Annotated in this window: 19 protein-coding genes; 13 read left to right on the top strand and 6 right to left on the bottom strand. The window is 68.0% G+C overall.

The features are described 5' to 3' along the window. Window positions 1–52: 52 nt before the first annotated feature. The 9 genes from U4Z64_RS31455 (at window position 53) to U4Z64_RS31415 (ending at window position 11260) form a co-directional block, all read left to right on the top strand. Window positions 53–3595: an ABC transporter ATP-binding protein gene (locus U4Z64_RS31455; protein ID WP_321822003.1), complete on the top strand. Its 3543-nt coding sequence runs from the start codon at window positions 53–55 to the stop codon at window positions 3593–3595. 354 nt (window positions 3596–3949) lie between these two features. Next, the gene (glnH, locus tag U4Z64_RS31450) at window positions 3950–4702 is read left to right on the top strand and encodes a glutamine ABC transporter substrate-binding protein GlnH (RefSeq protein ID WP_044843946.1); all 753 of its coding nucleotides are present in this window, start codon (window positions 3950–3952) and stop codon (window positions 4700–4702) included. A gap of 66 nt (window positions 4703–4768) precedes the next feature. Continuing rightward, the gene (gene glnP / locus U4Z64_RS31445) at window positions 4769–5425 is read left to right on the top strand and encodes a glutamine ABC transporter permease GlnP (RefSeq protein ID WP_044843947.1); all 657 of its coding nucleotides are present in this window, start codon (window positions 4769–4771) and stop codon (window positions 5423–5425) included. Next, window positions 5422–6150 (top strand): glutamine ABC transporter ATP-binding protein GlnQ, encoded by a 729-nt coding sequence (gene glnQ, locus U4Z64_RS31440; RefSeq protein WP_321803834.1) that lies wholly within the window; start codon window positions 5422–5424, stop codon window positions 6148–6150. Before glnP ends, glnQ begins: the two co-directional genes overlap by 4 nt. Window positions 6151–6170: 20 nt before the next feature. Further along, the gene (locus U4Z64_RS31435) at window positions 6171–7220 is read left to right on the top strand and encodes a C45 family peptidase (RefSeq protein WP_321822002.1); all 1050 of its coding nucleotides are present in this window, start codon (window positions 6171–6173) and stop codon (window positions 7218–7220) included. 14 nt (window positions 7221–7234) lie between these two features. Further along, complete coding sequence (locus U4Z64_RS31430) at window positions 7235–8569, top strand: aspartate aminotransferase family protein (protein ID WP_321822001.1); 1335 nt, start codon at window positions 7235–7237, stop codon at window positions 8567–8569. A gap of 25 nt (window positions 8570–8594) precedes the next feature. Next, the gene (locus U4Z64_RS31425; protein WP_321822000.1) at window positions 8595–9149 is read left to right on the top strand and encodes a carboxymuconolactone decarboxylase family protein; all 555 of its coding nucleotides are present in this window, start codon (window positions 8595–8597) and stop codon (window positions 9147–9149) included. Window positions 9150–9358: 209 nt separating this feature from the next. Next, on the top strand, window positions 9359–10258 hold the full coding sequence (gene lpxO / locus U4Z64_RS31420) for a lipid A hydroxylase LpxO (RefSeq protein ID WP_321821999.1): 900 nt from the start codon (window positions 9359–9361) through the stop codon (window positions 10256–10258). A gap of 168 nt (window positions 10259–10426) precedes the next feature. Beyond that, window positions 10427–11260 carry an extensin gene (locus tag U4Z64_RS31415; protein WP_321821998.1) on the top strand — a complete coding sequence of 278 codons (834 nt, stop codon included), beginning with the start codon at window positions 10427–10429 and terminating at the stop codon, window positions 11258–11260. Window positions 11261–11374: 114 nt separating this feature from the next. Here the strand turns inward: U4Z64_RS31415 and ahpF are convergent, their stop codons facing one another. Together ahpF and ahpC are read right to left on the bottom strand one after the other, a co-directional pair. After that, window positions 11375–12973 (bottom strand): alkyl hydroperoxide reductase subunit F, encoded by a 1599-nt coding sequence (gene ahpF, locus U4Z64_RS31410; RefSeq protein ID WP_321821997.1) that lies wholly within the window; start codon window positions 12971–12973, stop codon window positions 11375–11377. Between the two features lie 128 nt (window positions 12974–13101). Beyond that, window positions 13102–13665, bottom strand: a complete 564-nt coding sequence (ahpC, locus tag U4Z64_RS31405) for an alkyl hydroperoxide reductase subunit C (protein WP_006750178.1) — start codon at window positions 13663–13665, stop codon at window positions 13102–13104. A gap of 320 nt (window positions 13666–13985) precedes the next feature. Between ahpC and U4Z64_RS31400 the strand changes: the two genes are divergently transcribed. Genes U4Z64_RS31400 through U4Z64_RS31390 form a run of 3 tightly spaced genes read left to right on the top strand, consistent with a single transcriptional unit; the run spans window position 13986 to window position 16969 of the window. After that, window positions 13986–14951 (top strand): ABC transporter substrate-binding protein, encoded by a 966-nt coding sequence (locus U4Z64_RS31400; RefSeq protein ID WP_321821996.1) that lies wholly within the window; start codon window positions 13986–13988, stop codon window positions 14949–14951. A 1-nt stretch (window position 14952) separates the two neighbouring features. Further along, window positions 14953–16257, top strand: a complete 1305-nt coding sequence (locus U4Z64_RS31395) for a dicarboxylate/amino acid:cation symporter (protein WP_321821995.1) — start codon at window positions 14953–14955, stop codon at window positions 16255–16257. A gap of 10 nt (window positions 16258–16267) precedes the next feature. Next, window positions 16268–16969, top strand: a complete 702-nt coding sequence (locus U4Z64_RS31390; RefSeq protein ID WP_044843955.1) for an aspartate/glutamate racemase family protein — start codon at window positions 16268–16270, stop codon at window positions 16967–16969. A 39-nt stretch (window positions 16970–17008) separates the two neighbouring features. On the opposite strand, the gene U4Z64_RS31385 is transcribed toward U4Z64_RS31390, so the two are convergent. From U4Z64_RS31385 to U4Z64_RS31370, 4 genes are all read right to left on the bottom strand, one after another. After that, window positions 17009–17374: a type II toxin-antitoxin system VapC family toxin gene (locus tag U4Z64_RS31385; protein ID WP_321821994.1), complete on the bottom strand. Its 366-nt coding sequence runs from the start codon at window positions 17372–17374 to the stop codon at window positions 17009–17011. Then, the gene (locus tag U4Z64_RS31380) at window positions 17368–17550 is read right to left on the bottom strand and encodes a hypothetical protein (protein WP_124893633.1); all 183 of its coding nucleotides are present in this window, start codon (window positions 17548–17550) and stop codon (window positions 17368–17370) included. Before U4Z64_RS31380 ends, U4Z64_RS31385 begins: the two co-directional genes overlap by 7 nt. Next, window positions 17544–17762 carry a ribbon-helix-helix protein, CopG family gene (locus U4Z64_RS31375; RefSeq protein ID WP_044843958.1) on the bottom strand — a complete coding sequence of 73 codons (219 nt, stop codon included), beginning with the start codon at window positions 17760–17762 and terminating at the stop codon, window positions 17544–17546. The genes U4Z64_RS31380 and U4Z64_RS31375 overlap by 7 nt, the downstream gene beginning before the upstream one ends. Window positions 17763–17873: 111 nt before the next feature. Further along, window positions 17874–18767 (bottom strand): LysR substrate-binding domain-containing protein, encoded by an 894-nt coding sequence (locus U4Z64_RS31370; RefSeq protein ID WP_321821993.1) that lies wholly within the window; start codon window positions 18765–18767, stop codon window positions 17874–17876. A gap of 177 nt (window positions 18768–18944) precedes the next feature. Here U4Z64_RS31370 and U4Z64_RS31365 point away from each other — a divergent pair, with 177 nt between their 5' ends. Then, window positions 18945–20111: a branched-chain amino acid ABC transporter substrate-binding protein gene (locus U4Z64_RS31365; RefSeq protein ID WP_044843960.1), complete on the top strand. Its 1167-nt coding sequence runs from the start codon at window positions 18945–18947 to the stop codon at window positions 20109–20111. Window positions 20112–20126 lie beyond the last annotated feature (15 nt).

The following is a 20126-nucleotide window of genomic DNA, read 5'->3' as shown; positions in this document are numbered from 1 at the left end:
AGCCTTGGTCCGGTCAATCGAACCGCAACGAAAAAACCGACCGGAGGGCTTCATGTATTTCGACCGACGACTATGGGCGATGATGGCGGGATTGCGCTGGCGGGTTGCCGCCGCGGTCGCGCTCGGGCTGCTCGCGATGGGTGTCGGCATCCTCCGGTTCGTGTTTCTCGGCCGTGTGCTCGCGCTCGTCTTTGCTGGCGCGCCGGCGCGCGATATCGCCGAAACCGTCGTTGCAACCGCGGCCTGCGTGCTGCTGCGCGCATGGCTCGACCATCGCCGCACGGTGCTCGCGCAGCAGACGGCCGGGCGCGTGCAGTCCGCGCTGCGCGCGCGGCTGTTCGACCGGATCGCGACGCTCGGCCCCGCATGGTTCAGCGGCGAGCGCACGGGCGGCGTGATGCTGGCCGTCGTCGACGGCGTCGAGCAGCTGCAGACCTTCTTCGGCGTCTACCTGCCGCAGCTCGTGATCGCCGCGTGCGCGCCGGTGATGATCTTCACGGTGCTCGCATGGTGGGACGTGCCGACGGCCGCGATCCTGCTGGTCGCCGCGCTCGTCACGCTCGCGCTGCCGCAACTCGTGCATCGCGCCGACCGGCGCGCGGCGCTCGCACGCTCGGCCGCGTTCAAGGCGTTCGGCGAGGAGTTTCTCGACGCGGTGCAGGGCCTGCCGACGCTGAAGGCGTTCGGGCAGAGCGGCGCGTTCGGCGCGAAGCTGGCGGCGAAGGCGCGCGCGCTGTCCGACAGCACGTTCTGGGTGCTCGCGCTCGGGCTGCTGACGCGGCTCTTCACCGATCTCGGCACCGGCCTCGGCGCGGCGGCGGCGATCGCGGTCGGCGCATGGCGCGTGCGCCACGGCGACATGAGCCTCGAGGCGCTGCTGATCGTGCTGATGGCCGGCAGCGAAATCTTCCGGCCGCTGCGCGACCTGCGCGGCGTGCTGCACCAGGGGATGATCGGCCAGTCGGCGGCGAACGCGATTCACGCGCTGCTCGATGCGGGCAGCGACACGCCGGCTGCCGCGGCGCCGCGCGTGCCGCACCTGCGGCCGGAGATCGTGTTCGACGGCGTCAGCTTCGCGTATCCGGGGCGTCGCGCGGATGCCCATGCGGCGCTGGGCTTCACGGTGCGCGAAGGCGAGACGGTCGCGATCGTCGGCCCGAGCGGCGCGGGCAAGTCGACCATCGTGCGCCTGCTGCTGCGCCAGCACGATGCGCAGGGCGGCACGATCCGCATCGGCGGGCACGACGTGCGCACGCTCGACGCCGATCAGGTGCGCGAGATGATCGCGGTGGTCGCGCAGGACGCGACGCTGTTCGACGGCAGCGTCGCCGACAACCTGCGGCTCGGCCGGCCTGATGCGAGCGACGCGGACATGATCGCGGCCGCGCGAGCCGCCAACGCGCACGATTTCATCTCGGCGCTGCCCGACGGCTATGCGACGCGCATCGGCGAACGCGGGCTGATGCTGTCGGGCGGCCAGCGCCAGCGGATCGCGATCGCGCGCGCGCTGTTGCGCGATGCGCCGATCCTGCTGCTCGACGAGGCGCTGTCGTCGGTCGATGCGGAAAACGAAGCGCTGATCCAGCAGGCGCTCGACCGGCTCACGCGCGGGCGTACGACGCTCGTGCTCGCGCACCGGCTGTCCAGCGTGATCGGCGCCGATCGCATCCTGGTGCTCGACCAGGGGCGGGTGGTCGACGCGGGCACGCACGCGGAACTGATCGCGCGCGACGGCCCGTATCGCCAGCTGATGGGGCCGCAGCTGGAGGCCGCCGCCGAAGCCGTCGGCACGGCCGCGATGGCCGGCGGCGCGGGCGTGCGTGCTGCATCGGGCCCGCAGGTCAGGCCGCTGAACGACGACGCGGCGACGATCGGCTGGCCCGAAACGTTGCGCGCGCTGCTGCGCTTCGTCGGTCCGTGGAAGGGCAAGGTCCTGTTGACCGTGCTGTTCGGGATCGGTCGCGTGCTCGCGTTCATCGGCGTCGGCGTGATTGGTGCGCGGGTGGTCGGCGGCGTGTCGGACGGACACGCGAACGGCGCGCTCGTCGCGGCGCTGCTGGTCGTCGCGCCGGTCGCGGCGGTGCTGCACTGGCTCGAATCGTGGCTCGCGCACGACATCGCGTACCGGCTGCTCGCCGAGATGCGCATCGCGCTGTTCGCGACGCTCGAACGGCTCGCGCCGGCCGGTTTGCTGCGGCGCCGTTCCGGCGATCTGGTCGCGCTCGCGACGCAGGACGTCGAGACCGTCGAATACTTCTATGCGCATACGCTCGCGCCCGCGTTCGTCGCGGTGCTGGTGCCGGCCGGCGTGCTGGTGCTGCTCGCGTCGGTCGCATGGCCGCTCGCGCTGGTGTTGCTGCCGTTCCTGCTGTGGGCCGGGCTGGCGCCCGTGCTGGCGCGGCGCGACGTCGACCGGCTCGGCACCGGCGCACGCGAGGCGCTCGGCCTGCTCGGCGCGCACCTGACCGAAACGATCCAGGGGCTCGCGGAACTGACCGCGTTCCAGGCACTCGCGCGCCGGCGTGCCGCGTTCGTCGCGCAAGCCGACGCGTACCGGCAGCAGCGCGCGAAGCTGCTCGACGATCTGTCGGCGCAGAGCGCCGCGCTCGAAGTCGCGAGCGGGCTCGGCGGGCTGGCCGTCGCGGCGCTCGGTGCGCTGCTGTGCGCGCGCGGCTGGTTCGCGCATGAAGCGTTGCCGCTGCTGGTGCTGGTCGCGGTGGCCGCGTTCATGCCGGTGGCCGAGATCGGCCAGGTCGCGCGACAGCTGGCCGACACGATTGCATCGACGCGGCGCTTGCGCGCGCTCGAGAAGGAGCCGGTGACGGTCGTCGACGGCGCGCATGCGCTGTCCGGCGACGCGACCGTGCGATTCGAGGACGCGGGCTTCACGTACCCGGGCCGCGGCGTGCCGGCGATCGATCGCGTGAGTTTCGAGGTGCCGCCCGGCAGCACGGTCGCGCTGGTGGGCGCATCGGGCGCCGGCAAGTCGACCGTCGCGAGCCTGCTGCTGCGCTTCTGGGATCCGCAGCACGGGCGCGTGACGCTCGGCGGCGTCGACCTGCGCGATCTGCGGCTCGACGATCTGCGCCGGCACATCGCGCTGGTTGCGCAGGATACCTATCTGTTCAACGACACGCTCGAAGCGAATATCCGGCTCGCGGCGCACGATGCATCGGACGAGGACGTCCGGCGCGCGATCGACCACGCGGCGCTGGGCGCATTCGTCGCGCGGTTGCCCGACGGGCTCGCGACGCGGGTCGGCGAGCGCGGCGTGCAGCTGTCCGGCGGACAGCGCCAGCGCGTCGCGATCGCCCGTGCGTTCCTGAAGGATGCGCCGGTGCTGATCCTCGACGAAGCGACGTCGCACCTCGACACGATCAGCGAGCAGCAGATCCGCGCGGCGCTGGAGGATCTGATGGCACAGCGGACGTCGATCATCATCGCGCATCGGCTGTCGACCGTGCGCAACGCGGACACGATCCTCGTGCTCGAGCACGGCAGGATCATCGAGGCGGGAACGCATGCGGCGCTGATCGCGCGGCAGGGTGCGTATGCGCGGCTGGTTTCGCATCAGGCGAGCGGGGTGGCGGCGTAACGGATGTCGTGTTGAAGTCATGCCGGGCGGCGTTGCCGCTCGCGATTCATTCCGTTCGTTGAGCGGCGGCGGTTGCCGGCAAATACCGCTCGCCCGCCCCATTCCCGAGTCCAGGCCCCGCCGCCGCTCCCGCTGTCATTCCCCCGCCTTTTCCTCTGACCAATCCCGCCCGTCCCGCGCGGGTTTGTCTCGATGCAATTACTTGTTGCGCGTTTTTTTGTTGTCGTAGTATCCGTGTTGACAACACTTGTTGCACTAAGGTCTAATTCAACATCGCATGTTGCGGTGCGGCTTGATGTCGTCGTTCCCCGGCCAGCCGGCCGGTTACATCGCTCAACCATGCGGAGAAAAGCCATGAGTCGCCGTTCCTTCCTGAAAGCCGTCGCGGTGGTCGCCGCGCTCGGCGCCAGCATCGCGCACGCGGACACCAAGACGCTCGTCGTCGGGACCGATACGTCGTTCATGCCGTTCGAGTTCAAGCAGGGCGACAAGTACGTCGGCTTCGATCTCGACCTGTGGGCGGAGATCGCGAAGGACCAGGGCTGGAAATACACGATCCAGCCGATGGATTTCGCGGGCCTGATCCCGGCGCTGCAGACGCAGAACATCGACGTCGCGCTGTCGGGGATGACCATCAAGGAAGAGCGCAAGAAGGCGATCGACTTCTCCGCGCCGTACTACGACAGCGGGCTCGCGGCGATGGTGCAGGCCGACAACACGTCGATCAAGTCGATCGACGACCTGAACGGCAAGGTGATCGCCGCGAAGACGGGCACCGCGACGATCGACTGGATCAAGGCGCACCTGAAGCCGAAGGAGATCCGCCAGTTCCCGAACATCGACCAGGCGTACCTCGCGCTCGAGGCCGGCCGCGTCGACGCGGCGATGCACGACACGCCGAACGTGCTGTTCTTCGTGAACAACGAAGGCAAGGGCAAGGTGAAGGTCGCGGGCCAGCCGGTGAGCGGCGACAAGTACGGGATCGGCTTCCCGAAGGGCAGCCCGCTCGTGCCGAAGGTCAACGCGTCGCTCGTGAAGATCAAGTCCGACGGCCGCTACGCGCAGATCTACAAGAAGTGGTTCGGCGCCGAGCCGCCGAAGCTGTGAGCGTGACGGCGCAACAGGGCGCGGCCGGGCGGCCGCGCCGGTCTTGAATCGAACGGGGAGCGACACGTGAATTTCGATTGGTCGGCGATCTGGGCGGCGTTGCCGGACCTGATGGACGGGGTCCGGTTGACGGTGTTCATCGCATTTTTCGGGCTGGTGGGCGGGTTCGTCGTCGGGATGATCGCGGGCATGTTCCGCGCATACGGACCGAAGGCGATGAACGTGCTCGCACAGGTTTATATTGAACTGATCCGCGGCACGCCGATCGTCGTGCAGGTGATGTTCCTGTACTTCGCGCTGCCGCTGCTCGCGCATATCCGCATCGACGGCCTGACGGCCGCGATCATCGCGATCACGGTGAATTCCGGCGCGTATCTCGCGGAAGTGGTGCGCGGCGCGCTGCTGTCGATCCCGAAGGGGCTGACGGAAGCGGGGCTCGCGATGGGCCTGTCGATGCCGCGCGTGCTGCTGAAGGTGGTCGGGCCGCTCGCGTTCCGGCGGCTGATTCCGCCGCTCGGCAACCAGTGCATCGTGAGCCTGAAGGACACGTCGCTGTTCATCGTGATCGGCGTCGGCGAACTGACGCGCAAGGGGCAGGAAATCATTGCCGGCAATTTCCAGGCCGTCGAAATCTGGACCGCGGTGGCCATCATCTACCTGATGCTGACCGGCGCGATGACGCTGACGCTGCGGCTCGTCGAAAAGCGCATGAGGATCCTATGAGCATGATCGAATTCCAGAACGTGTCGAAGAGCTTCGGCCATGTGCCGGTGCTGAAGCACATCGACCTGAAGATCGACGCGGGCGAAGTCGTGGTCGTGATCGGTCCGTCGGGCTCGGGCAAGTCGACGATGTTGCGCTGTATCAACGCGCTCGAGAAAATCACCGGCGGCGAGCTGCTGGTCGACGGCCAGAGCGTGCGCGGCAACGCGTCGACGATTCGCAACATCCGGCTCGAGGCCGGCATGGTGTTCCAGCAGTTCAACCTGTTTCCGCAGATGACCGCGCTCGAGAACGTGATGTTCGGGCCGATGCAGGTGCGCGGCGCGTCGCGCGCCGACGCGCGCGACCAGGCGATGGCGCTGCTCGACAAGGTGGGCCTCGAATCGCGCGCGAATCATTACCCGTCGGAGCTGTCGGGCGGCCAGCAGCAGCGTGTCGCGATCGCGCGTGCGCTCGCGATCCGGCCGCGGCTGATGCTGTTCGACGAGCCGACGTCGGCGCTCGATCCGGAATTGCGCCACGAAGTGCTGAAAGTGATGCAGGATCTCGCCACCGAAGGGATGACGATGATCGTCGTCACGCACGAGATCGGCTTCGCGAAGCGGGTCGGCACGCGGCTCCTGTTCATGGATCAGGGCGGCATCGCCGAGGACGGCCATCCGGTCGACCTGATCGACCGGCCGCCGACACCGCGCCTGAAGGAATTCCTGAAACACGTGTCCTGAACGAAACCGAATTGCCCGACATGCCGCTTTCCCTTTCCCCCGTCATCGCCGGCACGCCGTTCGACATCGGCGTGCGTCTCGGCGAGCTTGCCCGCCCCGTGTTCGATGCGTACATGCAGCAGAGCAGCGCATGGCAGGCCGTGCGCCGCTGGCGCGGCCATCCGTTCGTCGCCGCGCTGCGGCAGGCCGCGCTGGCCGCGTACCCCGACCTCGTCGCGGAACTGGACGGGATCGCGGCGGGCGTCGGCTGGCCGGCGGAGGACATCTTCCTGTGGAACTGCCGCGGCGAACTGATCCACAACGCGCCGGACGGCTGCACGACGCTCGCCGGGCGCGACGCGCACGGCACGCGCTGGATCGCGCACAACGAGGACGGCGATCCGTACCTGCGCGAGCGTTGCCTGCTGGTCGACGTGCAGCCGCAGGGCAAGCCGGGCTTCATCAGCTTCTATTACCCGGGCTCGCTGCCGGGCCATACGTTCGCCGCGAACCGCGCGGGCATCGCGCAGGCGATCAACAACCTGCGGATCCGCACGCCGGCGGCCGGCGTGCCGCGGATGATCCTCGCGCGTGCGGTGCTCGATGCGACGTCGCTCGACGCAGCCGCCGACGTGCTGCGCACCCATGCGCGCGCGAGCGGCTTTCACCACACGCTCGGCGCGACCGGCGATACGCGGCTCTTGAGCATCGAGGCGAGCGTCGCGCGCTGTTCGGTCGTCGACGTTTCGCAACTCAGCGGCCACGCGAATCATCTCGTGCATCCGGGCTGCGAGGCCGAAGCGCAGATCGTCACGCAATCGTCCGGCGATCGCCAGCGGCGCGTCGATGCGCTGACGCCGGAAATCGATGCGGTCGACGAAGCTGCGCTGCTGCGCGTGCTCGGCGATCGCGCACCGGAAGGGCTGCCGATCTATCGCGACGATCCGGCCGATCCCGACGACGAAAACACGCTGGCGACCGCCGTGTTCGCGATTCGCGACACCGCGATCGACTTCACCGTTCATCAACACGGCACGCAGCGCTTCGCGACGCGCATCGTGCCGTCCGCGCACGCGCCCCGCGCGTCCTGACCATGAGGCAACGCATGACGACCGTTTTCCATCGCGCTCCGCGCGCCACCTTGCCCGTCGCCGTCGCAGGCGACGGCATCGAGATCATCGATTCGACCGGCAAACGCTATATCGACGCATGCGGCGGCGCGGCCGTGTCGTGTCTCGGGCACAGCCACCAGCGCGTGATCGATGCGATCAAGCGGCAGGCGCAGCAACTGCCGTATGCGCATACGTCGTTCTTCACGACCGAAGTGGCCGAGGAGCTGGCCGACCGGCTCGTCGAGGCCGCGCCGGCCGGCCTCGAACACGTGTATTTCGTGTCGGGCGGATCGGAGGCGGTCGAAGCCGCATTGAAGCTTGCGCGCCAGTATTTCGTCGAAAAGGGCGAGCCGCAACGCCGCCATTTCATCGCACGCCGCCAGAGCTATCACGGCAACACGCTCGGCGCGCTCGCGATCGGCGGCAACGCATGGCGGCGCGAGCCGTTCCTGCCGCTGCTGATCGAAGCGCACCACGTGAGCCCGTGTTATGCGTATCGCGACCAGCAGGCGGGAGAAACCGACGAAGCGTATGCGCAGCGCCTGGCCGGCGAACTGGAGCAGAAGATCGTCGAACTCGGCGCGGAAAACGTCGCGGCGTTCGTCGCGGAGACGGTGGTCGGTGCGACGGCCGGCGCGGTGCCGCCGGTGCGTACCTACCTGAAGAAGATCCGCGCGGTGTGCGACAAGTACGGCGTGCTGCTGATTCTCGATGAAATCATGTCGGGGATGGGGCGTACCGGTTACCTGTTCGCATGCGACGAAGACGGAGTCGCGCCCGACCTGCTGACGATCGCGAAAGGGCTCGGCGCGGGTTACCAGCCGATCGGCGCGACGCTTGTGAGCGATCGCATCTACCGGACGATCGTCGACGGCTCGGGCTTCTTCCAGCACGGCCACACGTATCTCGGCCACGCAACCGCCTGTGCGGCCGCGCTCGAAGTGCAGCGCGTGATCGCCGAAGAGAAGCTGCTCGACAACGTGAAGGCGCGCGGCGAGCAACTGCGGGCGTCGCTGCGCGAGCAGTACGGTGCGCATCCGCATGTCGGCGACGTGCGCGGCCGCGGGCTGTTCGTCGGCGTCGAGCTCGTGCGCGATCGCGACAGCAAGGCGACGTTCGATCCCGCGCTGAAGCTGCATGCGGCGGTCAAGCGCGAGGCGATGCAGCGCGGCCTGATGGTGTATCCGATGGGCGGCACGATCGACGGCGTGCACGGCGATCACATCCTGGTCGCACCGCCGTTCGTCTGCACCGCGCAGCAGATCGACACGATCGTCGAGCGACTGTCCGGCGCGATCGACGCGGCACTCGCGTCGGCCGGCGCGTGAATCACGACCTCACCGAATCCTCGCCATGACAGACAGACTGCCTCCCTTCGATCCCGCATCGGCCACCGACGAGCAGAAGGCCGTGCTCGCCGAGATCCTCAGCGGCCCGCGCGGCAACCTGAACGGGCCGTTCCTCGGCTGGATCGCGAGCCCCGAGCTTGCGCAGCACGCGCAGCGGCTCGGCGCGTTCTGCCGCTATCGCACGGGTTTGCCGCTGCGGCTGTCGGAACTCGCGATTCTCGTGACGGCCGCGCGCTGGCGCTCGCAGGCCGAGTGGCACATCCACCATCCGATCGCGCTCGATGCCGGCGTGCCGGCCGCGACGGCCGAAGCGATCCGCTGTGGCGTCGAGCCGGCATTCGAATCGGACGACGATGCGCTGATCCATGCGTTCGCGACCGAGCTGTACGACATGCGGCGCGTGAGCGACGCGACGTTCGCGCGCGCGCAGGCGCGATTCGGCCACGAGACCGTGGTGAACCTCGTCGCGCTGCTCGGCTATTACGCGCTCGTGGCGATGACGCTCAACACGTTCGGTATGCGCGCTGACGGACAAACTGAGTTACCGTTTCCGGAATAATCGCCGCATGCGCGCGGGTCGGCAGCATGCCGCGCGCGCATTCCGGTTGCGTCGAAAAGCCCGTCGGCACGGGCTTTTCGGTGTGCCGGCATGATTCGATCGGCATCCTCTTTGCGTCTTGCCGACGCACCTCGCACCGCCTGCGCTTCAGCGCAGGAAATTTTTCCCGTACCTAGAATTCCGTAAAACAATTTACGGGGAAAATATCGATGCGCTGGGTCCTGTTGATCGTGTTCATTGCGTGTGTCGTCCATACGCACCGGCGCGGCAAGGTTCGGCACAGGTTGTTCAGGCAACTATCCGATCACTCGACCTTCACCGCGCCGCTGAACTGCTTTTCCTACGCGTTCTCGTCGGTGCCGACCACGCCGTTTCTCGACACGCGGCACTTTCCGGAACTCGCCGTGCTGCAGCGCGAATGGCGGACCTTGCGCGACGAGGCGCTCGCGTTGCGAGATGCCAGCCGGATCAAGGCGTCGGGCGAGTACAACGACATCGGCTTCAATTCGTTCTTTCGCAACGGCTGGAAGCGCTTCTATCTGAAGTGGTACGACGCGCCGCATCCGTCCGCGCAGGCGCTGTGTCCGCGCACGGTCGAGATTCTGTCGCGGATTCCGTCGATCAAGGCCGCGATGTTCGCGCAGTTGCCGCCGGGCGGCAAGCTCGGCCTGCATCGCGATCCGTATGCGGGCTCGCTGCGCTACCACCTCGGGCTGGACACGCCGAACGACGACGCGTGCCGGATCGTCGTCGACGGCGAGTCGTATGCGTGGCGCGACGGCGAGGCCGTGATGTTCGACGAGACCTATCTGCACTGGGCCGAGAATCGCACCGCGCACGATCGCGTGATCCTGTTCTGCGACATCGACCGCCCGATGAAATATCGTTGGGCGCAGCGCATCAACGATGCGTTCGGGCAACTGCTGATGCGCGCGGCCGCGTCGCCGAACGAAACGGGCGACCGCACGGGCGGGCTCAATCATGCATTCAAGTACCTGTATGCGATTCGCCGCGCCGGCAAGCGGCTGAAGGCGTGGAATCGCACCGTGTACTACGTCGTCAAGTGGGCGCTGTTCGGCGGGATCGCGGTCGCGATCTTCTGCATCTGAAGGCGGAAGGCAGACGGTGCCCAACCGTCAGACGATAGGGCGCGCAGCATCGTATGGCCTCCGCGCTCTTGGGGTCGACGTCAATGCAACCAATTGTATTCGTGCGGGATCATGCGCGAACGCACGCGTATCATGGCTTGTTCACGTCGATTGGATCGGTGAGCAAGCATGACTCGTACCCGTAAGACATTGATGATCGCCGGCGGTCTGCTGGTTGCCGCGGCAGGCAGCGGCTACGTGATGCTCCTGCGTGCGGACCACCGCGCGATCGCGGAAGCCGGCATCGGCGATGCCGCAGCACCTGCCGCCGCCGTGACCGCGGCGAACGACGGTCACACCGCACAAGGCACGATCGCGCCGCCCGCGCCCGTCGCCGTCCCGTCCGCGCATGTGGACGAGGCGGTGCCGCAACCCGCGGCCGTAGCGCCGCCTGCCGCGGCCGCTGCGCGTACGAATGCGGCACCGGCCTCCGCCGCCGTAGCGCCGGTCATCGCCGCACCGGCGAAACCGGTGAAACCGAGTGCGCCGCCACCGACCGTCCACGTCGTGACGGTCGAGCCGGAGGATGCGACCCCGCCGAAGGCCAAGCCCGCGCAATCTGTACAAGCGCCGGTACAAGCAGCGCAATCGGCCCAGCCGGCGCAATCGACGCAATCGGCGCCGCCGGCCCAGGCCGCGCAGGCAAGCCGGCCGAGCCAGCAGGCGGCGTATCAGCCTCCGCAGCACGCGGCGCGCAAACGCGACGGGCTCGAGCGACACGCGGCAGCACCGTCCGCCATGAAATCCGAAACCCCGGAAACCGCTGCGCTCGTGCGTGAATCGGCGAAGCTGGATCCGTCGTTGCCGGCGCCGCAATACGTGGCGACACCGAGCGGCGATCGGCAGCACACGTCGGCGGGGGCGAATTCGGTCGCTGCCGCGATGACCGACCAGCTGGTCAGGCAGTCGAGCAATATCAAGGCGCCTGCGCCGGCGAACGCCGGGCCCGGTGCGACCCAGTGAGCAGGGCGCCGCAGCGCGCGCGCCGTGCTGCTCCGCACCGGATGAAAAAGAGCCCCGCACGCCGACCAGGGCATGCGGGGCCAAGAGAGACGAACCTGTGCGGTGCGTCGCGCGTTACGCGGCGATCGCTTCTTCGGCCTGCGGCGCGTCGGCCGTAGCCGGCGTCGCGTCCTGCCGGATCAGGTAATCGAACGCGCCGAGCGATGCCTTCGCGCCTTCGCCCACCGCGATCACGATCTGCTTGAACGGCACCGTCGTCACGTCGCCGGCGGCGAACACGCCCGGCACCGACGTCGCACCGCGCGCATCGACGACGATCTCGCCGTGCTTCGACAGTTCGACCGTGCCCTTCAGCCACTCGGTGTTCGGCACGAGGCCGATCTGCACGAACACGCCTTCGAGATCGACGCGCTTCGTTTCGCCCGAACGCAGATCCTTGTAGACGAGCCCGTTCAGCTTGCTGCCGTCGCCGGTCAGCTCGGTCGTCTGCGCCTGCGTGACGATCGTCACGTTCGGCAGGCTGCGCAGCTTGCGCTGCAGCACTTCGTCCGCGCGCAGTTGCGCACCGAATTCGATCAGCGTGACGGCTTTCACGATGCCGGCCAGGTCGATCGCGGCCTCGACGCCCGAGTTGCCGCCGCCGACCACCGCGACGCGCTTGCCCTTGAACAGCGGGCCGTCGCAGTGCGGGCAGTACGCGACTCCGCGGTTGCGGTATTCGCGCTCGCCCGGCACGTTGATTTCGCGCCAGCGCGCGCCGGTCGCGAGGACGATCGTCTTCGCCTTCAGCACCGCGCCGTTCGCCAGGCGGATCTGATGCACGTCGCCCGGAATCAGCGCGTCGGCGCGCTGCACGTCCATGATGTCGACGTCGTACTGCTTCACGTGCTGCTCGAGCGCCGCGGCGAACTTCGGCCCTTCGGTTTCCTGGACCGACACGAAGTTCTCGATCGCCATCGTGTCGAGCACCTGGCCGCCGAAACGCTCGGCGACGACGCCCGTCGCGATGCCCTTGCGCGCCGAGTAGATTGCCGCGGCCGCACCGGCCGGGCCGCCGCCGACGATCAGCGTGTCGAACACCGGCTTGTTCTCGAGCGACTTCGCGGCGCGCTCGCCGGCACCCGTGTCGAGCTTCGCGAGGATTTCCTTCACGCTGCTGCGGCCCTGGCCGAACGATTCGCCGTTCAGGAACATCGTGGGCACGGCCATGATCTGGCGCGCGTCGACTTCGTTCTGGAACAGCGCGCCGTCGATCGCGACGTGGCGGATGCGCGGGTTGATCAGCGACATCACGTTCAGCGCCTGCACGACCTCCGGGCAGTTCTGGCACGACAGCGAGAAATACGTCTCGAACGCGTAGTCGCCGTCGAGCGCGCGGATCTGTTCGATCACGTCGTCGTCGAGCTTGACCGGATGGCCGCCCGTCTGCAGCAGCGCGAGCACGAGCGACGTGAATTCATGGCCCATCGGGATGCCGGCGAAGCGGATGCCGGCCGGCTTGCCGGGTTCGCCGATCGAGAACGACGGCTTGCGCTCGGCATCGTCGCGGCGTTCGGTCACGGTCACGCGCGACGTCAGCGACGCAATCTCGTTCAGCAGCGCAAGCAGTTCCTGCGATTTCGCGCTGTCGTCGAGCGACGCGACGAGTTCGATCGGGCGCGTGATCTTTTCGAGGTACGCTTTCAGTTGGTTCTTGAGATTGGCGTCGAGCATGGCGTTTCGGATTCCGTATTGATTTGGCTGCTCGGGCACGTCGTGCCGGAGGAGGGTGCGGGCCGCGCGAGGCGGCGGCCCGGCTGGGTGCTCGTTGGGCGCCTCGAGCGAGGCGCGCCGGGCGACCCTTAGATCTTGCCGATCAAGTCGAGCGACGGGGTCAGCGTTTCCGCACCCGGCGTCCACTTGGCCGGGCACACTTCACCCGGGTGCGCCGCGATGTATTGCGCGGCCTGCACCTTGCGCAGCAGTTCGCCTGCGTCGCGGCCGATGCCGTTGTCGTGGATTTCGCACAGCTTGATCTCGCCTTCCGGGTTGATCACGAACGTGCCGCGCAGCGCCATCCCTTCTTCCTCGATCAGCACGTCGAAGTTGCGCGACAGCGTGAGCGTCGGGTCGCCGATCATCGGGTACTTGATCTTGCCGATCGTGTCCGACGTGTCGTGCCAGGCCTTGTGCGTGAAGTGCGTATCGGTCGACACGCCGTAGATTTCGACACCCAGCTTCTGGAATTCCGCGTAGCGGTCGGCGAGGTCGCCCAGCTCGGTCGGGCAGACGAACGTGAAGTCGGCCGGGTAGAACACGACGACGGACCACTTGCCCTTGAAGTTCTCTTCGGTCACGGGCACGAAATCGCCGTTGTGGTATGCGGTTGCCTTGAACGGTTTGATTTGGGTGTTGATGATCGGCATCTTGCGGGTTCCTTTGCTTGGGTGTTGATGAAGTGTTGCCAGTATCCGGGTTCACCCTTGGTTTGTGAAATTGCTTGTTTCAATCCGCGGCATCGCGAATTTCTATCTGCATCCGGCCCCGTCGCGGCGGCCCGTCCGGGCGTCCCGTGCCATCCGGGCCGGGCCTTCCGGCGGATTTCGGCCGGAAGGCGCTTCTGACACATTGGGCGTGCGGGTGGGCGCGGCGCCGGGCGACGGTGCCGCGCCCCGCGCAAGGGTCCGGCGCCCGTTCTGCACGAACGGCCGCGCGGTCGTTCGATACTCCCCGTCCCACTGCCGCCATGAACCTCTTTTCCGGACGCGCCGCGTGCGCGCTGCTTGCCTGGTTCCGCGAGTTCGTCCCCGAGCGGCGATGCCTGCATCGGCTCTTGCGCCGTGCGGCCTGCGTACTCGTGACCGTGTCGTGCGCCGCGCCGGCGCTGGCCCTCGATGCGTCCGCGCCGGCGGCGCCCGCAGCGGTGACGGCACCCGCCACCACGGCGACCGGGCTCGTGCAGATGCCCGACGGCCGGCTGCTCGCGCCGGAGTTCGCCCGCATCGTCACGCGAGGCACGCTCGTCGTCGCGGTGCTCGGCGTCGATCAGCCGCCGTTCTTCATGTCGCGCAACGGCGCATTGGCGGGCGTCGACATCGACCTCGCCGACGAGCTCGCCAGAAAGCTCGGCGTGCCGGTGCAGTTCGACCGCGATGCGCGCACGTTCGACGACGTCGTGCATCTGCTCGCGACTGGGCAGGCCGACGTCGCGATCAGCAAGCTGTCGCGTACGTTGCCGCGGGCGCAGGTGGTGCGCTTCAGCACGCCGTACATCAGCCTGCGGCGCGCGCTGCTGATCAACCGCGTCGGCTTCGCCGAACTCGCGAAAGGGCGGCCGCTGCCCGAAGTCGTGCGCGACTATCGCGGCACGATCGGCGTCGTCGCGGGGTCCGCCTACGCCGAATACGCGCGCAACGATTTCCCGGCCGCGCGGGTGCGCACCTATCCGAGCTGGCCGGCGACGCTCGACGCGCTGAACGCCGGCGCGGTCACGGCCGTGTATCGCGACGAGCTCGCGATCAAGCGCGTGATGCAGGACGACCCGACCGCGCCGATCCGGCTGCGCGTCGCGACCTTCGACGACCTCACCGACGCGCTTGCCGTCGGCGTGCCGGTGTCCATGCCGACGCTGCTTGCGTTCGTCAACCAGTTCCTGGCCGAGCGCAACAAGCGGCTCGACGTGAAATCCCTGCTCGATGCGATGGGTCACTGACATGAACATGAACGAGAACATCAGGATCACACCACGCATCGAGCGGCTGCATGCGCTCGCGATCCATCCGTTGACGGTCTTCGGCAGCCTCGCGCTCGGCATCGTGGCGGGCGTGTTGTGGCCGGCGGCCGCACCGCAATTCGACTACGTGGGCGAGGTGTACGTCGGCCTGCTCAAGATGACGGCGCTGCCGTTCATGACGGCCGCCGTGATCTTCAGCCTGCAGCGGCTGCTGCGCGACGGCAACGCGTCGGATCTCGTGCTGCGCGTGATCACGATCTTCAGCTGCGTGTCGGTGTTCGTCGTGGCGGTCGGCGCGGTCGTGCTGGTCGCGATGCGGCCGGGCGAGCACCTGTCGACCGCGACGCTGAAGGCGTTCGGCGCGCTGGTCGGCAGCGACGGCGCGGCGAGCGATACCGTGATGACGCTGTACGGCAGCGATCCCGCGGAGAAGTCGTCGGGCCTCGCCGACATGCTGATCGCGCTGGTGCCCGGCAACTTCTTCGCGGCGCTCGCGAGCGGCGACACGCTGAAGGCGCTGGTGTTCTCGCTGTTCTTCGGGTTCGCGTCGGGGCGCGTGCCGCCCAGCATCTCGGCGGCGCTGAGCCAGACGCTGGAGACCGTCTATTGCACGTGCCAGAAGATCATGCACTGGCTCGCGTATCCGACGCCGATCGTGCTGTTCTGCGGCGGCGCCGCGCAGATCGGCACGTCGGGGTTCGGGCCGCTCGAGGCGATGGTCCGCTTCGTCGCCGCGTTCGCGGTCGTCGCGCTCGTGCTGATCGCGGCGGCGATCGTCGTGATCTGGAAGCGCTCGGGCGCGACGCTGGCCGGGACGCTCGCCGGCTTGCGCACGCCGTTCGCGATGGCGCTCGCCACGCGCAGCAGCGTGGCCTGCATGCCGAGCATGATCGAGTGCCTGGCCGACGGCTTCGGCTTCGCCCGCGCGCGCGTCGAGCTGGTCGTGCCGCTCGCCGTGTCGCTGCTGCGCGTCGGGCCGATGGTCTATTACGCGAGTGCGACGCTGTTCGTCGCGCAACTCTACGAGCGGTCGCTCGGCCCCGGCGAGCTGTGCGTCGTGCTGGTCGCGTCGGTGCTGGCCGGGTTCGCGTCGACGGGCACGTCGGGCGTCGTGACGGTGTCGCTCGCCGGCATGGTGTGCGCGGCGCTGCACCTGCCGTTCGAGGCCGCATTCGTGCTGTTCGTGGCGGTCGATCCGTTCTGCGAGATGTTGCGGACGCTGTTGCTGGTGATCGGCAACTCGGCCGTCGTATCCGCGATCTGCGCGCGGCCACCGCGCGCGTGAAGGAGACGTCATGGCGCTCGTCGGCGTACTGGGCGGAATGGGGCCGCTGGCCACGGTCGACTTCATGCATCGCGTGATGCGCCTGACGCGTGCGCGCTGCGACCAGGAGCACCTGCCGATGGTCGTCGCGAACCTGACGCAGACGCCCGATCGTTCGCGCGCGATCATCGACGGCGGGCCCGATCCGCTGCCGGCGCTGCTCGATGGCGTCGCGCTGCTGAACCGCTGCGGTGTCGACGTGATTGCGATCCCGTGCAATTCGGCGCATCACTGGTATGCGCCGCTGCGCGAACGCAGCGCGGCGCCGATCCTGCATATCGTCGATGCGTCGGTGGCCGCGTTGCCGGCCGGCGTGCGGCGCGTCGCCGTGCTCGCCACGGGCGGCACGCTGGTGTCGGGCTTCTACCAGGCGGCGCTGCGTGCGCGCGGCTTCGAACCCGTAATGCCGGACGTGGCCGCGCAGCGCGACATCGCCGCGTGCATCGCGGCGGTCAAGGCGGGGAAGATCGATGCGTCGGTGCGGTGCCTGTCGCGCGCGCTCGCGACGCTGGCGCGACGGGACGTGGGCGTCGCGGTGATGGGCTGCACGGAAATCCCGATCGCCGCGCGGGCGGTGCGCGATGCGCCGTTTGCATTGGTCGACAGCACGAACGAGCTGGCGCGCGCGACGGTCGCCTATGCGGCCGAGCGCGGATGGGGGCGGGCGGTGTGACGCGCGGCTGTCCGCCACGCATGACGGACGCCGCTCGCGCTAGATCTGATACGGCGCGCGGACGCCCGGTTCGGTGACGGGAAAATCCTTCGTGTTGCGCGATACGAGCAACAGGCCGTTCACTTGCGCCGATGCCCAGACGATCGCATCGGGCAGACGAATGCGACGTTCCTTGCGAATCGTTACGGCGCGGTTCGCCACCATGCTGTCGAGCGGGATGATGTCGAACGACGAAAGCCATGCGCGAATTGCCGCATCGTCGCGGGCCGTCGCGCCGACCATGACTTCCATCCAGGTCACCATGCTGATCGCCCGGTAGTCGTAGCGGGCCAGCTCCGCGCGCGCGGACTCCGCGCCGCCGAGATAGTCGATCAGGATGTTGGTATCGAAGAGGGCTCTTACCATTCCGCGCGCAATGCCTCCTGCCAGGCGAGCCCGTCGAGCGCACGCGCTTTCCAGAGACCGAACACGGTGTGGGCATGGGGCGGCCGTTGCTGCACCTGCACGAGGCAGGCGTCGGCCGGAAGCGCGCGGCCCGCATACCCGGCCGCGCTTTGAGTGTCGATGTGTGCTTTTACCATTCCGAACGCAATGCCTCCTGATAGGTGAGCCCGTCGACCGCGCGATCCTTCCACAGGCCGAATACGTGATCGGCATGCGCGCGCTTGTGTTGCGCGATATACGCGTCGATCGCGTCGCGAATGATCGCGGCGCGAGGGCGTTGCTCAGTCTCGACGATGGCGGCCAGTTCGTCGAGCTGGCCATTCGACAGATCGATCAGGATACGGCTCATCGCAACCTCCGATATATGATATGCATATCATATATACGCGTGCGGACGTCCGCAAGTCACCGGCTTGCCCGGCAAGCGCGCCGTTGCGCCGGCAGGCGGCGCAACGGCGGCTCAGGCGGCGATCTTCCTCAGCCAGTCGGCGAGCCGTCTCGCCCCGTCCGGCATGTCCGCATCCTCGCGCGTGCACAGGTAGTAGTCGCGCCCGTCGTCGAGCGCGTGGTCGAACAGCTTCACGAGTTCGCCGCTGGCCAGTTCGCGCTCGACCAGCGGCGCGCGCAGCAGCGCCGCGCCGAGATCCGCGCGCGCCGCGCTCAGCGTCAGTTGCCCGTCCTCGAACATCGGCCCCACCGCATGCGACACGTGCCGCACGCCGGCGCCTTGCAGCCAGTTGACCCAGGTGCTGCGATCCTCGTCGTGCACGAGCGGCGCCTGCTCGAGATCGGCCGGCGTGCGGAACGGCCCGTGGCGCTTCAGGAACGACGGGCTGCACATCGGCACCATCGCGCCCGGCAGCAGCCGCTCGCAGCGGTAGCCGGGCCAGTCGCCGGTGCCGAAGCGGATCGACAGGTCGGACGCGTCGCTTCGATAGTTGCGGTGATGCGCGTACAGCACGGTCACGTCGACGTCGGTGTTCTCGGCGAGGAACGCATGCAGCCGCGGGATGAACCAGCCGATGCCGAGCAGCGGAATCAGGCTGATCGTGATCTGCCGCAGCGACGACCGGTCGCGCACGAAGCGCGTCGCGCTGCGCAGCACCGAGAACGCGGCGCTGATCGAGCGGTAGTAGTCGCGCCCCTCGTCGGTGAGCGCGAGCAGCCGGCCTTCGCGCACGGTCAGCGGCGTCTGGATGAACGCCTCGAGCAGCTGCAACTGGTGGCTGACCGCGGACGGCGTGATGTCGAGCTCGTGCGCGGCCGCGGTGACCGACCCGAGACGCGCGAATGCCTCGAACGCGCGGACGGCGCGTAACGGCGGATCGTGCGGCAATTGTTCGATATTTTTCATGTGTCGAATTTTATAGAAAAATCAGGGTAAGCGACAACGTAAAAATATCCTTTATTTACAGGCTATTGCGCTATTGTGTCGGGAATGGCATAAGCATCAAACAATTGAATATTTGGGGTGAGAGTGTCAAATATTTAATATTTTTCATGTTTTGATTCGAATCCCCGAGCCCCGCACATGAAAATCGCCTTTCTTCCCGCCAGCTTCGCATTCTCCGCGGCCGCGCTGATCGCCGCCGTTCCCGCCTTCGCGCAGTCCGCACCGCAGACGATCCTGATCGGTCTCGCCGCGCCGCTCACCGGCCCGTCGGCGCGGATCGGCAAGGATCTGCAGAACGGCGCGCAACTCGCGATCGACGACGCGAACGCGAAACATCCGAGCATCGGCGGCAAGCCGGTCGTCTACAAGCTCGTCGCGGCCGACGATCAATCCGACCCGCGCACGGCCGTCGCGGTCGCGCAGCAGCTCGTCGACCAGCACGTGATCGGCGTCGTCGGCCACTGGAACACCGGTTGCAGCGTGCCGGCGTCGCGCGTCTACCGCGATGCGGGCATTGCGCAGATCGCGCCGGCGTCCACCGGCCACCAATACACGCAGCAGGGCTACGCGACGGCGTTCCGCATCATGGGTCACGACGATGCGGGCGGCAATTTCACCGGCGCCTACGCGGTGAAGACGCTGAAGGCGCAACGCATCGCGGTGATCGACGATCGCACGTCGTTCGGTGCAGGCCTCGCCGACCAGTTCATCAAGGGCGTGCAGGCGAACGGCGGCACGATCGTCGATCGCCAGTACGTGAACGACAAGACGACCGACTTCAGCGGCGTGCTGACCGCGGTCAAGGGCAAGCGCGCGGATCTCGTGTTCTTCGGCGGGCTCGACGCGCAGGCCGCGCCGATCGCGCGCCGGATGCGCCAGCTCGGCGTGAACGCGCCGCTGCTCGGCGCCGGCGGCTTCGTGAGCCAGACCTTCCTGTCGCTCGCGGGCAAGGACGGCGACGGCGTGACGGCGCTCGAACCGGGCCTGCCGCTCGACCGGATGCCGGGCGGCAAGGCGTTCGATGCCCAGTACCGCGCCCGCTTCAACGCGCCGATCGAACTGCATGCGCCGTTCGCGTACGACGCGGCGGCCACGCTGATCGCGGCCGCGCAAAAGGCCGGCACGACGCAGCCGGCGAAGCTGGTCGCGGCCGTGCGCGCGATCGACCGGCCCGGCGTGACCGGCCGGGTCGCGTTCGACGGCGAAGGCAACCTGAAGGACCCGGCATTCACGATCTACCAGGTGCGCGGCGGCAAGTGGACCGTCGTCGACGTGCTCGGCGGCGCGCACCCGGCAACGAAATAAGGACGGAGACGAACC

It is taken from the genome of Burkholderia sp. BCC1996, assembly GCF_905339955.1.
Classification (GTDB): domain Bacteria; phylum Pseudomonadota; class Gammaproteobacteria; order Burkholderiales; family Burkholderiaceae; genus Burkholderia.
The sequence above is the reverse complement of the archived record's forward strand: the minus strand, read 5'-3'. Positions and strand labels throughout refer to the sequence as shown.